The organism is Tenacibaculum halocynthiae (assembly GCF_964512825.1).
Taxonomy (GTDB): domain Bacteria; phylum Bacteroidota; class Bacteroidia; order Flavobacteriales; family Flavobacteriaceae; genus Polaribacter; species Polaribacter halocynthiae.
On the sequence record NZ_CAZELG010000016.1, the window covers coordinates 101,116 to 116,208 of the forward strand.

The following is a 15,093-nucleotide window of genomic DNA, read 5'->3' on the forward strand; positions in this document are numbered from 1 at the left end:
AAATGAATTTATCTATTTTTAAATCATGATATTGAGTACAGAAAGACTAACATTAAAAATGGTTGAAGCAAACGATGCTCCCTTTTATTTTGAGCTATTTAATGACCCTGATTTTATTAAAAACATCAATGATAAAAACTTAAAATCAGTAGAAGAAACTCATACTTTTTTACAACAAAAAATGATTCCAAACTTATGTAATGATGGACTAGGATTTTTTACTGTTTACGAAAATGAAAGAAATATTCCAATTGGAGTATCAAGCTTGCTAAGTAGAGAAAAAACTGATTATTATGATGTAGGCTATGCTTTTCTGCCTATAGGAAGAGGAAAAGGCTATGCTTTTGAAGCTACTGAATGTATTATGAAATACACTAAAGAAGTTTTAAAACAAGATAAAATAATAGCTTTTACTATGCCTCAAAACCAAGCATCAAAAAGATTATTAACAAAACTCGGATTTAACTATATTGGATTAAAAGAAATTCATCAAGGTAATAAGGATAGCCTCTTTGAATACATTTTTTAACTTTTGACTCCTAAAATTTAACTTTTGTTTTTTTTAAAACTAAATCAAATTAACTAGTTTCGCGCCATAATTACCAAGCCTTTTTTTAATCAAACCAAACTAAAATGAGATTATTTAAAAAAAGAGCTACATATTCTTCTAAAAAGAAGCGTGAGAAGTTTTTACTTTTTCCATTATTTTATAGAGGATCTGTTTATTGGTTAGAAAACGTTCTTATTAAAAAAAACTTTAACGGAATGTCTTACCAAATTACCGATGTTATAAGAATAAAGAATATGTAAGCTTACAAAAAAAAGTTTTCCCCTTATTTTTGTTTTACTTTTCTCTTTATATTTAATAATAAGATATTATTTGCTTTTTAATCTAAGTATAAATCTATTAAACCTTCTGGTGTAGTAACTTCAATAATTTTATTATCTCTATCTATTTTTTTGATAAAATCATCTATCATAGGGATAAAAACTTCATTCCCATCTCTATCTATCTCAAATAGAGGTTGAGCTGAAGTATCATTAATACTTTGTATTTCACCTACCTCACCAAAATTAGTATCTATAACAGTAAAACCAATTACTTCATGATAATAAAATTTATTTCCGGTAAGCTTAGGCAATAAGTTTAATGGTAAATAAATACCTGCACGCATAATAGCATCTGCGTCTTGCTCAGTATTTACATCTTCAAACTTAACACGAAACATCGTGCTTTTACTTAAAGATGATTTTTCAATAAAAAATGGAATCAAGTTATTGCCTAAATCGACAAAAACTGATTCCAAATTTCTATAAAGTTCAGGCTCATCAGTATCTAACTTAATAACTACCTCGCCCTTAAAACTATGTTTTTTAACGATTTTGCCAAGATAAAAGCATTCTTCTTTTTGCATCATCGCTCTATAGTTTTTATTCTTCGCTATCTGCTCCGCTTTCTACTACAGCATCCTCACTATCAACAGCAGGTGTGTTAGCAGCGATACGCGCTTCATTAACAGCTTTTTCAGCTTCTAATGCTTTTGCTTTAGCATCAGCTTGAGCTTTAGCTAAACCATCAACTTTACCAGCTACTTTACCAGCTTTTTCATCTAACCAAGCAGTAAATTTTGCTTCAGCTTGCTCTTCAGTTAAAGCTCCTTTTTTTACTCCACCAGCTAAATGGTTTTTCAATAAAGCTCCTTTGTAAGATAAAATTGTTCTAGCAGTATCAGTTGGCTGTGCTCCATTTTGTAACCATTGTACAGTTCCATCAACATCTAAATCGATGGTAGCAGGGTTAGTGTTTGGATTGTAAGTTCCTAATTTCTCTAAGAAACGTCCATCTCTTTTAGCTCTTGAATCTGCAGCTACTACCCAGTAAAATGGTTTTCCTTTTTTACCGTGTCTTTGTAATCTAATTTTTACAGGCATAATTTTAATTTGTAAGGTACACGTACCTTGATTATTAATTAAGTGCGCAAATTTATAAAATATTTTCCATATACAACTATAAAAACACACCTATTTAAAATAAAAAAAAGAGCTTGAAAAACAAGCTCTTAAGAAAATAAAATCAGTGTGAAAATTATATCACTCTAACGCTAACTGCGTTTAATCCTTTTTTTCCTTCTTTTAGTTCAAACTCAACTGTATCACCTTCTCTAATCTCATCGATTAATCCTGATACGTGTACAAAGTGCTCTGTGTTTGATCCTGTTTCTGTAATAAATCCAAAACCCTTAGATTCATTGAAGAACTTTACTGTTCCTTGTTTCATTGTAAAAAATATTATATTAAAGCACAAATATACTTTTATTAACTGATAATTTATCGATTTTTTTCTATTTATTTAAAACTTAACATCTTGATAACACACTAACTAACATAGGTTTCAGCTATCTAAAAAACAGTATTCTCTCTATAAAATTAATCGTTAATAACTTCTAGAGAAAACATTCTAAATTCTTTGTATTTTTACACATTGTTTTTTGAAATTCTTCAATAAGAAAACTATACCGATGTACTTAATTTTTGATACTGAAACTACTGGATTACCAAAAAGTTGGAATGCTCCAATTACTGATACTGATAATTGGCCTAGATGTATTCAAATTGCATGGCAATTGCATGATGAAATGGGTAATTTAATTGAGCATAATGATTTTCTTATAAAACCTGATGGATTTAACATTCCTTATGATGCTGAACGTATTCATGGTATTTCAACTGATTTAGCTATTGAACAAGGGATCTCTTTAGATGAAGGGTTACAATTATTTAATGAAGCTTTAGGAAAAACAAAATTTGTTGTTGGTCAAAATGTAGGTTTTGATGTAAATATCATGGGGTGTGAGTTCCATCGTTTGGGTGTTGAAAACAACTTAACAAAATTACCTGTTTTAGATACCTGTACAGAACACACCGCAACACTTTGTCAAATACCTGGAGGACGTGGAGGTAAATTTAAATTACCAACACTTACCGAACTACATAAACATTTATTTGGTAGCGGGTTTGGAGAAGCCCACAATGCTACTGCCGATGTAGAAGCCACCACAAGATGTTTTTTAGAACTTATCCGTTTACGTCAATATACTGAAGAAAAGCTTGATGTACCTTCTGATTACTTTAAACGTTTTTCGGAAGTAAACCCAATGCCAATTAAAGTAATAGGGTTAAAGCATTTAAACCTTAAAAGAGAAAGTGAAAAAATACGCAAGCAAAATTCTTCTCAAGAAGAAGCTAGCGATACTATTTCAACTTCTGAAGGATTAGCAACTTTAAAGGATGTTCAGTTTGCTCATTTACACAATCATACTCAATACTCGGTTCTTCAATCTACCATACAAATTGGAAACATTATAAAAGCAGCTGCAAAAGACAACATGTCTGCAATTGCAATGACTGATACTGGTAATATGATGGCTGCCTTTCATTTTGTTCAAGCGGTATTAAATCATAATAAATCAATAGAAGCTGCGAATAAAGAAGCTATTGAAAAAGGAGAAGAACCAAACGGACAAATTATAAAACCAATTATAGGTTGTGAATTTAATGTTTGTACCGATCACACCAATAAAAGCCAGAAAGATAATGGACATCAAGTTGTACTATTAGCTAAAAACAAAAACGGATATCATAACCTAGCGAAAATGTCTTCTATCGCTTTTGTTGATGGCTTTTACTATATTCCTAGAATTGATAGAGAGGTTATAAAAAAATACAAAGAAGATGTTATTGTTTTAACAGGAAATCTTTATGGAGAAGTTCCTAGTAAAATATTAAATGTTGGAGAGGCTCAAGCTGAAGAAGCCTTACTTTGGTGGAAAGAACAATTTGGCGAGAATTTATACATCGAGTTAATGCGTCATGGGCAAGAAGATGAAAAAGTAGTTAACAAAACACTCTTAGAATTCTCCAAGAAGCATGATGTAAAAATCGTTGCCACAAACAACACTTTTTATTTAGGAAAAGAAGATGCCAATGCACATGATATTTTATTATGTGTTAAAGATGGAGAAAAACAAGCAACACCAAAAGGAAGAGGAAGAGGATATCGTTATGGTTTACCTAATGACGAGTATTACTTTAAATCTTCGGAAGAAATGAAAACCTTGTTTGCTGATCTTCCAGAGGCTATCATAAATATTCAAGAAATTGTAGATAAAGTTGAACCATTTACCTTAGCTCGTGATGTATTATTACCTGCCTTTGATATTCCTGAGGAGTTTAGAGATGAAAAAGATAATGATGATGGAGGAAAACGTGGTGAAAATAATTTTTTACGCCATTTAACATATGAAGGTGCAAAAAAGCGATACGGAGAAATTACTGAAAGTATTCGTGAGCGTTTAGATTTTGAACTTGAAGTTATTGAAAAAACCGGGTATCCTGGATATTTCTTAATTGTAGAAGATTTTATTCGAGAGGCAAGAAACATGGATGTTTCTGTTGGTCCTGGGCGTGGTTCAGCCGCTGGTAGTGTAGTAGCTTTTTGTTTATGGATAACCAATATAGATCCAATTAAGTATGATTTACTTTTTGAGCGTTTCTTAAATCCTGAACGTGTATCAATGCCCGATATTGATATTGATTTTGATGACGAAGGAAGAAGTCGAGTAATGGATTATGTAATTGATAAATACGGAGCAAATCAAGTAGCCCAAATTATCACTTATGGTACCATGGCTGCCAAATCATCTATTAGAGATACGGCCAGAGTTTTAGATTTACCATTATTTGAAGCTGATCGAATTGCCAAATTAATTCCTGGAATGAAGTTAAAAAAAATCTTTTCTTTAGATGAGAAAGGATTAAAAGAAAAACTTCGTTCAGAAGAAATTGAATTAGTTAACGAATTAAAACGCTTATCTAATGGTTCTGATTTAATGGCAGAAACCATTAATAAAGCACGAATTTTAGAAGGTTCAGTTCGTAATACTGGTATACATGCCTGTGGTGTTATTATTACTCCTGATGATATTACAAAGTTTGTACCTGTAGCTCTTGCTAAGGATTCAGACATGTATGTTACTCAATTTGACAACTCGGTAGTTGAGAGTGCTGGACTTCTAAAAATGGATTTCTTAGGGTTAAAAACATTAACCCTTATTAAAGATACTGTTAAGATTGTTAAAGCTAGACATGATGTAGATTTAGACCCAGAAAATTTCCCTATTGACGACATAAAAACATACGAATTGTTCCAGCGTGGAGAGACTATTGGTATTTTTCAATATGAATCTGCAGGAATGCAAAAATATATGCGAGAACTGAAACCAACAGTTTTTGCCGATTTAATTGCCATGAATGCCTTATATAGGCCTGGACCTTTAGAATATATTCCTTCGTTTATTAGAAGAAAGCATGGAGATGAAGAAATAGAATATGACCTTCCTGTTATGGAAGAGTACTTAGCTGAGACATATGGAATTACTGTTTATCAAGAGCAAGTAATGCTTTTATCTCAAAAACTAGCAGATTTTACAAAAGGTGAAGCCGATGTACTTCGTAAAGCCATGGGTAAAAAACAAATTGCTGTTTTAGCTAAAATGAAACCAAAATTTGTTGAACAGGCAAAAACTAACGGACATGATGAAGAGAAGTTAGAGAAAATTTGGAAAGACTGGGAAGCCTTTGCCTCGTATGCATTTAACAAATCTCATTCTACATGTTATGCTTGGATTGCCTACCAAACTGCATATTTAAAAGCCCATTACCCTGCTGAATATATGGCTGCAGTACTTTCTAATAATATGAATGATATAAAATCTGTATCATTTTTCATGGAAGAATGTAAACGCATGGGACTAGAGGTTTTAGGTCCAGATATTAATGAATCTTTTTCTAAGTTCTCTGTAAATAAAGAAGGGGCTGTTCGTTTTGGAATGGCAGCTATCAAAGGAGTTGGAGCAAACGCTGTACGAGCCATTATTGATGAACGTAGAGAAAATGGAAATTTCAATTCTATTTTCGATGCTTCTAAACGTGTAGATTTACGTGTAGCCAACAAAAAAGCTTTTGAAGGGTTAATTTTAGCAGGCGGTTTTGATTCTTTTGCTAATACACATAGAGCACAATACTTTGTTGAAGACGAAAAAAATCAAACTTTTTTAGAAAAAGCACTTCGTTTTGGTAATAAATATCAAGAAAACAAAAATTCTTCGCAAGTTTCATTATTTGGGGAAGCCTCTGCTGTAGAACTACCCGAACCTATTATTCCTGAATGCGAAACATGGGGTACAATGGAATTACTAGCCAAAGAAAAAGAAGTAATTGGAATGTATATTTCTGCTCACCCTTTAGATGATTTTAAAAATGAGTTAAAATTTTGTAATGCTTCTCTTTCACACTTTAAAGATATTGCTAAATATGAAGGTTTGGCTTTAACTTTTGCAGGAATTGTTACCGATGTTCAACATCGAGTATCTAAAGCTGGTAAAGGATGGGCTTCTTACATTGTTGAAGACTATAATGACAGCTTTGAATTTAGAGTTTTTGGTGAAGAATACTTGAAATTTAAACATTTTTTGGTTCCAAATTCATTCTTATTTGTCAAAACCATGATTAAACCTGGTTGGACAAATAAAGAAGGAGTAAAAGGGGATCCTAGAGTTTCTTTTACAGATTTTAATTTACTTCATGACATTATGGATAAAATGTGTAAAAAAATCACCATTACAATGCCTTTAGATAAGGTAAAAGAAGATATGATTAAAGATTTACAACATTTATTTGCCACTAATAAAGGATCACAAGGGTTAAACTTTACCATATGGGATGCTGACGAAAAAATAGAGTTAAATTTACCTAGTAGAACAACAAAAATTAAAATTTCTAATGAGTTTCTAAAAGCTTTAGATGAGCAATTTATTAACTATAAATTGAATTAATTCAAAAAATGTTAACACCATCTCAAAATAGTATAGACTTATTATCTAACATAAAGAGTAATAAATTATATAACGAACTTATAAATCAACTAAATAAAGATCTTAGTTTAACAGGAAACAATCTACATTTTTCTAAAAACTATGTTCCTTTAACTTTGAAGAATGAACTTCAAATAAAAATCAAAGAACTCATCAATAATGATTTTAATTTATTTACAAACCTTTTATATCGTATAGATGTTTCTGAAAAAGACATAAAAAATATTGATCCAGCAGATGTTGATGTATATTCAGAAAATATTACTTTCTTAATTTTAAAAAGAATTTGGAAAAAAGTATGGTTTAAACATCAGTATACAGAAAAATAATATCTTATATTATAAAACTATCAATCAAACTATCTATATCATGTTCTTCTTTAATAGTATTAAGCCACTGTGCTGTATCATTATGATCTAGAAAGCTATTAAACGCTTCTCTAACAGTAATACGGTTTTGTTCGGGTAAATCTTCAATTACCTCAGTTAAGTTATCTAAAAGATGTGTTGCTGATATTTGTTCTTCACAAAGTTTGAAAGCTATTTTACCCGTGATTTCAAGAAACTGTAAATAGTTTTTTTTGGTTGTAATAGGTGTATTAATCCTTAATTTATTAAAAACCTCCTTCACAACTCCTGCAGTTTGTCGCCCCCAAATACCATCTACCAAAATTTCTTCTTTATAAATATGTTTTAAAACTAATTGAAGATATAATGTTTCAGATTTTGAATTTTCATTGTAATCTACCGGTACACTAGTATCAACATGCCAATGATCTTTATGGTTTGGGTAATGATAATTTAATACGATTCCAAAATGCTTTCTTAAAAAAGACTCTATACCTAAGTACAATTCTTTTTGATGTACAAAATTCATTGTAACCAAGGTTTTATCTTTCCAAAAAATTGCGTCTAAATCAAACGCCTTTCCATGACCGTGTTGCCCTGGTTTATTAACAAATATTCCTGCCGTAGTTATTACTTCAGGGACTCCTAATGGGCAATTTTCAAATACTTCTTGCAAAGCTTGTTCCAATACTTTAAAAAAACTTTCCTCTATTAAAAAATCACGTTGCTCTCCTCTTGTTCCATAAGGGTGATTAGTTAATCTTGCATAGTGCAAAGGAATACCGTTTACTTGATTTATTTTTTTCATAATTTATTATTTTTATAGTTACACAATTCTAAAATAAATATTCAGTTTTTATTAGTTTTTTATAATGAAATAACAGAAAATCACATGCTAATATTAATTGTTTTACCTTCTTTTGAATACTCTCTTTTTACACCTTCTAATAAATATTTTCTTTGAATTTTATTTTTGTTATTTGCTATGGTTTGTAAACAAGCATATTGAATAACATTTACAATATTTGACCCTGTAATACTATATTTTTTTGCTAGTTCTTCAACTGTTATTGATGACTCTAACTCAATATTTACTGGTAAATTCTTTCTCCATAACTGAATTCTCTCTTCATAACCTGGAGCTTCGAATTCTATAATATTATGAAAACGACGAGTAAAAGCTGAGTCAATATTATTTTTAAAATTCGATGCTAGTATAATAAGCCCTGGATGTGCTTCAATACGTTGCAACAGATACGACACTTCTTGATTTGCGTATTTATCATGAGCATCTCTAACACTTGTACGTTTACCAAATATAGAGTCAGCTTCATCAAAAAACAAAATCCAATCTTGATCAATAGATTTATCGAATAACTTAGATAAATTCTTCTCCGTTTCTCCAATATATTTTGATACTACCATTGACAAATCTACTCGATACACATCACGCTCAGTATACTTACCCAACAAACTGGCCGTTAATGTTTTTCCTGTACCAGGAGCACCACAAAACAACACTCGATATCCTGGTTTAATTTTAGCTCCCATACCCCAATCGTTCATTAACACTTCTTTATAAGCTAACCAATTCTCAATTTCTTTAACATCATTAAGCGTTTTTTCTTGTAATACTAAATCACCCCATTCCATATCAGTAGTTATTAAACTTGCTGGGAAATCTTGACTTAATTGTGGTTTTAATTCTTTTCCTGTTAAAAATAAATGAACATATTCTTCTGCAAGAATTAATTTTCCACTCAAAAAAGGCTCCCCCTTTGGTACACTTTCTAGCTCAAGAATTCTTTTTTTAAATAAACTACTCTTATAAAACAAGTAGTCAATTAAATGATTTCTGTATTCTATCTCTTTCCCTCCTAAAATATACAATGCTGTTTCACCCGTTGGAATAACACCTCTATAATTTTTTCCTTTCACCCCTCCAAACTCTGGAAACTCACCTCCATGAGGAATAAATTCTGATAAAATATCGTTAATGAAATTTGCTGAAATATGAGGAACTAAAGCTAACATTAACAACACTATTTCATCAGGGGAAAATTGATTTTTATAAATAAATTGCGATAATTCTGAATCATCCAATTGAAATTCAACCTCAGTATCAATTATATTATCTTCATTTAGATCTGCTTTTAATCTTTTTCTTATTCTGAACGCTAAATAATTATAAAAACTTGTTTCAGTAACTACTTCCAGCATTTTATTATTTTCATTCATAATTCTTTATTTTTTAGAAGCTAAAAACTTATCTTTTGTATCTTCAAAACCTGCATCTTCTCCTACATTAATTGATTTATCAGGTTGCACTTTTGTTTCTGCTTTTTTCTCTCTTTTATCATCAGTAATTTCTGTCTGTAAACCTGAAGCAAAATCTTTTCCTAAACCAGTAGATTTGTAATTAATGCTTAAAAACTTTGCAGGAACTCCAGTCATATCTCTATTTATAGATTTTTGAAGTGAACTTATTAATTTATCTTTCGCTTTTTTATCATCTTCGTCTTTTACATACTTTATTTTAGAAGTATCTTTATCAAACTCTTGAGCTAATAAATTTTTTAATTTATCTGGGCTATTTTGATCATCTGTAATTTTAGCCGTTGCTGTTAAATCATACTTCTGCTTACTTTTTTTAAAGTGAGCTGCCATTTGATTTTCTACATTCAACATATCTTTTGTATTGTAATCAGGAGAAGATGGGTGAATATTTAAAGATGAATTTCTACCAGAACCTCCAAACTGATCTCCAATAATATGCGCATTATGAAATACACTTGCGCTATCTGTTTTACCTCTACCGATGCCACTTGGCTTGCTTGATAAATTTTGTCCATGTACTTTTCTTGTTTGCACTTTATTTGGAATGCCTTTTTCTACTTGATCATAACTAATTTCAACTGTAAATTTTGGTCCTTTTTTCTTATCAGCTGTAAGTGTTTCGTAGGAAGCTATATATTTCCCTTTGGTGTCACTTTCTATTACAATTTGTTTAGGAATAAAATTATCATGTTCAGGTTTACTACTAGTACCAGCCCCTTCTTTTAATATTTTTGATGAACTTTCAATTGTTAAAGCAGGGTTAGACTTAGCTTTTCCTGCTGCTCTTTTAATTTGTTTTGGTAAGTTTGGATCATCAACAGAAAAGAACTCGTACCCAACTTTTTTTGCCTCTTTCTCAAAAGTTTTATTTAATTTTTTCCCAGACTTTATGTAAACATTTTTATTCAAATGTTTTTTCAAGAATTCTTTCACAACTTCGTCTCCTTCAACCATAATACCAGCCATCAGCTTAGATAGAGCAGTCATTTTAGTTGTTAAATCATTTGTTAATGATTTTTGTTTAGCTTCTGGAGCTTTTTCAATCTCTTTTTTTAACTGTTCTGTTTCTTTATGTAAACTAATAGCATTTTTAATATCTGCTTTTTTACTCTCTTCTGCTACTTTATATTTATGATTCAACATTACTTCAACTGCAGTTGGAGTACTAGCAACCATCATCTTTGCACTTTTACCTTTTCCTTTATAATACAGAGTATGTGACTTTCCATCTTTAGCTTTAAATTTTTTCTTCTTTTTCCACCATTGTAACAATCCTTTTACTCCTTTTTTAACCTTAGCTTTTCCTTTTTTGACTAATTTTTTAAACTTCTTTTTAGCTTTCTTAATCATTTTTGTAACCGCACGATCTATACGTTTACGTACTTTTTTAATTATTTTCTGTACTTTTTTCACAAGCCCCCCTAAACCTATTAGTTTAGCAAAAAGACTTATAACAAGTGGTAATAGCATTGCTAATCCTTTTTCAATTGCTTTTGCAACACCTGCTACATTACCACTGGCTAACGATTTAATAGCTTGAATTAATGATGGAATTAACATAATTGCAGACTGTACAAAAAATACAATAAGATCTTTAATTGCCATAATAGCTTTTATAAACCCTGCTCCTGGAATTAATAAACTTAATAACCATTTTATACCGGCTTCTATTACTTGCGTAATTAACATGCTCTTTATAGATTCTATAATAGTTTCTTTAAGATCTGTAAACTGCTCTTTGATATATTCCCAGATTCCAGAAACTCCTTTTTCTCTAATAATCTGAAACATTTCAAAGCCTTTTTCCATGGCTACTACCATTGGTTCACCCATGAGTAGTACTGATTTTTTACGTACAAAATCCCATGATAATCCAAGTACTTGCATTACCAAACTGAAAATTCCTTTGAGACTAAATAGATTATCTGGAATGGTAATTCCTACTGGCCCCATAGCCCCTGTCAACCACGTTACAAAACCACCTAACATGTGTTTTTGAATGTTAGCCATAAACATATCAATTCCTTTTCCTACACCTTCAAATAATGTAGTAACAAAACCTATGGGATCTTCCATAATAACATCCATAGCATTTTGAATTTCTGCTAATAATGTTGCTATTAAATCTCTCAATTTTTTAATGGTTTCTATAATACCATTTATAAAACCTAACGCTGCATCAATAAGACCTCGATTTGCAGCTTTCATTTCTTCGATTCGTGCATCAACAGCATTTAATCCTTCCATGTATTGCTCTGCCAAACTATCAATTAATTCATCTTGTTTACTATTTACAGAATCTTCTAATTCGTCAAATTTATCATTGATTTCTTCTGCGGCTTCTTTTCCTAATTTTTGAAGGTTTTGAGGCAACGATGTTACATATTCCTGAACTTCTTGTTTACCTGTAGTAACTCTTGTTTTGGCTTCAGTTAACTTAGTTGCTACATACTCTGCTACTTTAGTTATTACCTTATCCATCGTATTAATATACTCTTTACGACCAGTAACAAAGAAATCATTTACTTCATCTGGCATCCCAGCGAACTTATCTTTAACCCATTTTAACTTTCCTGACACACCACTATAACGCCTCGCTTTATAAGCTCTCATTTTAGAAGCTACATGATTTTCAAATTTCATTTTAGCGAGTTCCGTTCCTGCTTTAAAAGTTGCTTTTACAGTAGTATCTAAATCAGTAAGTATTTTTTCAACAGCTGTTTTAGAGTTTTCATAAATTTTATTTATTTCAGTTGCAATTCGGGTACGTTCCGAAGTATCTTTCCCACCAGTTTTTGTTTGTGATCCTGTAACCTGAGTTAATAGTTTACTTCTATTTTGATGCATTTCTGCTAAACCTGCTTGCTCTTTCCCCGTTGCTCCAGCTTTTGCGCTTTGAAGTACTCCTTTTTCTTTTTGACGTAATTGTGCTGGCGCAGTTGCCGCATCTTTTTTAGCTTCATTTTTAGCATCTAAACCTTGCGTAAAAGATGGTTCGTTAGATTTTTCTAACTGTTCATCAGTTACTTTATTCATTGCCATTTGTTGGTCTACCTCAGCAACATTATCTTCAAGTGGTTTATTAACTTCTGCATTTCCTCGTTTTGGAGGCATTGCCTTTTTTGGATTTGCCGTTGCTGGTTTATTCCCTATTGGAGCCGCAGGTAATGGTGTTACTTCTCGTTGTGGTATTGCTCCAACATTGGGCTCTTGTTGTGATGTTTGTTCTACTGGCCCTGCTGCTGCAGTTTTTTCATTTTCTACATCTTGCGTAGCAGACTGATTTACCTCATCAATATTATTATTCTCATCAAAATTAGCAGCTTCATCTTGATTTTTAGGCAACTGCATTCCTTCAATGCGTTTCATTAATTTTGCTTTAAAATCTACCGCATTAAATGTACCTGGTTCTGCTTCAGCCATTACTTCAACCTGTCCAGATTGTGCCATACTCACACGTTCATTCTCTGGAGAAACCGCAGCACTTTGTGCTACTGATGCTGACGTTTTTGAATCTTCGTGTTGTTGTTGTTGTTTTGATGTTTTTTTTAGTTTTCCTTCAAGCTTTTTAAAATTCGGATCTTCTTTTGGATTTCTTGGTGTTGTTTTTTCTGCGACTTTTTTACCTAAAGCTCCTTTTTCTTTTTCACCTTCAGCTTTTTGTTTTTCTTCTTTATTTTTAGCTTCTACCAATCCTTTTCCACCTTTTCCTTTTACTACATCTTTTATTGTATTTTCACCACTGCTGCTCTCTATAGTAACTTGTTTTGTACTTACCTCTTTTACGACTAATTCATCTCCAGTTTCTTTCTCTTTTGAATTCTCCTTACCTTCTTCTTTTTGTTTATTTTTAGAATTAATTACCGTATCTAATCCTTTTGTTTGTGCTTTTGCCGCAAAGAATTTTGGTGTTTCTTTAGTTTTCTTATTTTTTTCTTGCTTTTTGTTTTTTGTAGCTTCTTGTTGATCTTCTGACTTTACCACCTTTAGTTTAGGCTGTATAAAATTATTCGACTTTGAAGTCGATGATAAAGATGGTTTACTTGAATTATTTTGTTTAGCTACAAACATTTTTTATTTTATTTTAGGTATTGGAGGTATTAAACTTTTATCAATCAATGAAGGATCTTTTTCTATTTCTTTAAGGGTATTAGGGTCAAGGTAAATACCTTTTTCGTGTGCTGCATAGTTTTGTAAACCATCTATCATTGACGCACCATAAAATTCAAAAATTTCTGCTACGGCTTCATTCCCTTCATCATAAGTCGAAGTAAAATTACCCTCAGCCCCTTCTCCTGGTAATGGATTATTTATCACCTGTCCTTGATTATTTTGTATAGCATCTATACCATCTAAAGCATCTCCATAATGAGTAAATTCATTTATCAAAACTTGATTCAAACTTATACTAATCGCATTTTTTTGCTCAGCAGTTGCATTAGGGTTAGAGAGTACTTCTTCATACTTCTCTACTAGTTTGTAATTTAGTTTAATTGTATTCCCTTGATAAAAATATTCTCCGTTTTGATTTGGGTTCGAAAACTCTACTAATTCTATTTTAGGACCATTTCCATTTTCAAAATCAGTTGTTTCTTTAATTTTTTCAGGAGTTAAAATACCAACGGAATTTTTAAGTAAAGCCTTTTTTATTTTTTCACTCCCAGTTAAATACTCTCCAAAGTGATCATTCATATAAGCATAGAAAAAAGGAAATGCTGTTTTATATTTTTCTAAAGTATTTTTATCTTTTTGATTATTAGCAGGAACTGCTGAGTCAGGTTTTCTTTGAACCTTCTTTTGTACCATTCCCTTTTGTTGAATAGTATGCGTCAATTCATGAGCTAATAAATGCTTTCCTTCTCTTGAATTAGGGTTATATTTTCCTTTATTAAAATAAATATCATTTCCATGTGTAAATGCCTGCGCGCCTATTTCTTTACTCATTTGAGATGCGCCCAAATCATTATGTATTTTTACGTTATTAAAATCTGCACCAAAGCCTGACTCCATTTCACTTAGCGTTTGAGCATCCATTTTTTGGCCTCCACTTCCTTTTCTTAATTTACCTTCAAAAGAAGACTGTGGTTTAGCTATTGATTTTGAATTTTTTATTTTAGATTGTATTTCTTCCTCTTCTTTTTCTTGAATATTTTCCTCTTCTTTTTCTTGAACAGATTCTTCTTCTTGCTTTTGAACTATTTCTTCTTCTGAACTTTCCATTTTCTGGATTAATGGTGTTACTTCAGATGCTAATGATTTCTTTTGGATCTCATCATCCACCTTTTTTCTTTGTAATAAACCTCCTTCATTTTTACTATTAACCACTTTATCAGCCATTTTATCAGCTTCTACCTCATACTTATCTCCAGAACTACCCATTTTTAATTTTGTTTGGATATTTGGTTTAAAGAAAAGAGAGTCTTTTTTTACTATTTGTGGTTGTATTTTTCTTATTCTTCGTTTCATTACATCAATTT

Annotated in this window: 11 protein-coding genes; 4 read left to right on the forward strand and 7 right to left on the reverse strand. The window is 31.3% G+C overall.

The genetic code is table 11. The annotated features are described in order from the left end of the window. Positions 1 to 31: 31 nt before the first annotated feature. Together ACKTTQ_RS05640 and ACKTTQ_RS05645 are read left to right on the forward strand one after the other, a co-directional pair. On the forward strand, positions 32 to 529 hold the full coding sequence (locus ACKTTQ_RS05640) for a GNAT family N-acetyltransferase (RefSeq protein WP_408048630.1): 498 nt from the start codon (positions 32 to 34) through the stop codon (positions 527 to 529). Positions 530 to 633: 104 nt separating this feature from the next. After that, the gene (locus ACKTTQ_RS05645; protein ID WP_158530874.1) at positions 634 to 810 is read left to right on the forward strand and encodes a hypothetical protein; all 177 of its coding nucleotides are present in this window, start codon (positions 634 to 636) and stop codon (positions 808 to 810) included. Positions 811 to 887: 77 nt separating this feature from the next. On the opposite strand, the gene rimM is transcribed toward ACKTTQ_RS05645, so the two are convergent. The 3 genes from rimM to ACKTTQ_RS05660 form a co-directional block, all read right to left on the reverse strand. Further along, complete coding sequence (gene rimM / locus ACKTTQ_RS05650) at positions 888 to 1,415, reverse strand: ribosome maturation factor RimM (RefSeq protein WP_408048655.1); 528 nt, start codon at positions 1,413 to 1,415, stop codon at positions 888 to 890. Positions 1,416 to 1,431: 16 nt separating this feature from the next. Next, positions 1,432 to 1,932, reverse strand: coding sequence for a 30S ribosomal protein S16 (locus ACKTTQ_RS05655; protein ID WP_408048631.1), 501 nt, complete (start codon positions 1,930 to 1,932; stop codon positions 1,432 to 1,434). Between the two features lie 154 nt (positions 1,933 to 2,086). After that, a complete protein-coding gene (locus tag ACKTTQ_RS05660) occupies positions 2,087 to 2,278 on the reverse strand; it encodes a cold-shock protein (protein WP_093869969.1) in 192 nt (63 codons plus the stop codon). 241 nt (positions 2,279 to 2,519) lie between these two features. Between ACKTTQ_RS05660 and dnaE the strand changes: the two genes are divergently transcribed. Both dnaE and ACKTTQ_RS05670 read left to right on the forward strand, forming a co-directional pair. Beyond that, positions 2,520 to 6,893 (forward strand): DNA polymerase III subunit alpha, encoded by a 4,374-nt coding sequence (gene dnaE, locus ACKTTQ_RS05665; RefSeq protein ID WP_408048632.1) that lies wholly within the window; start codon positions 2,520 to 2,522, stop codon positions 6,891 to 6,893. 8 nt (positions 6,894 to 6,901) lie between these two features. Beyond that, on the forward strand, positions 6,902 to 7,261 hold the full coding sequence (locus ACKTTQ_RS05670; RefSeq protein WP_299135892.1) for a hypothetical protein: 360 nt from the start codon (positions 6,902 to 6,904) through the stop codon (positions 7,259 to 7,261). Between the two features lie 4 nt (positions 7,262 to 7,265). Here ACKTTQ_RS05670 and ACKTTQ_RS05675 read toward each other — a convergent pair whose 3' ends face one another. From ACKTTQ_RS05675 to ACKTTQ_RS05690, 4 genes are all read right to left on the reverse strand, one after another. Then, positions 7,266 to 8,087: a hypothetical protein gene (locus tag ACKTTQ_RS05675; protein WP_299135893.1), complete on the reverse strand. Its 822-nt coding sequence runs from the start codon at positions 8,085 to 8,087 to the stop codon at positions 7,266 to 7,268. An 80-nt stretch (positions 8,088 to 8,167) separates the two neighbouring features. Next, the gene (locus tag ACKTTQ_RS05680) at positions 8,168 to 9,517 is read right to left on the reverse strand and encodes an ATP-binding protein (RefSeq protein ID WP_408048633.1); all 1,350 of its coding nucleotides are present in this window, start codon (positions 9,515 to 9,517) and stop codon (positions 8,168 to 8,170) included. 6 nt (positions 9,518 to 9,523) lie between these two features. Further along, positions 9,524 to 13,687: a DNA/RNA non-specific endonuclease gene (locus tag ACKTTQ_RS05685; RefSeq protein WP_408048634.1), complete on the reverse strand. Its 4,164-nt coding sequence runs from the start codon at positions 13,685 to 13,687 to the stop codon at positions 9,524 to 9,526. A 3-nt stretch (positions 13,688 to 13,690) separates the two neighbouring features. After that, on the reverse strand, positions 13,691 to 15,082 hold the full coding sequence (locus ACKTTQ_RS05690; protein ID WP_408048635.1) for an eCIS core domain-containing protein: 1,392 nt from the start codon (positions 15,080 to 15,082) through the stop codon (positions 13,691 to 13,693). Positions 15,083 to 15,093: the final 11 nt, after the last annotated feature.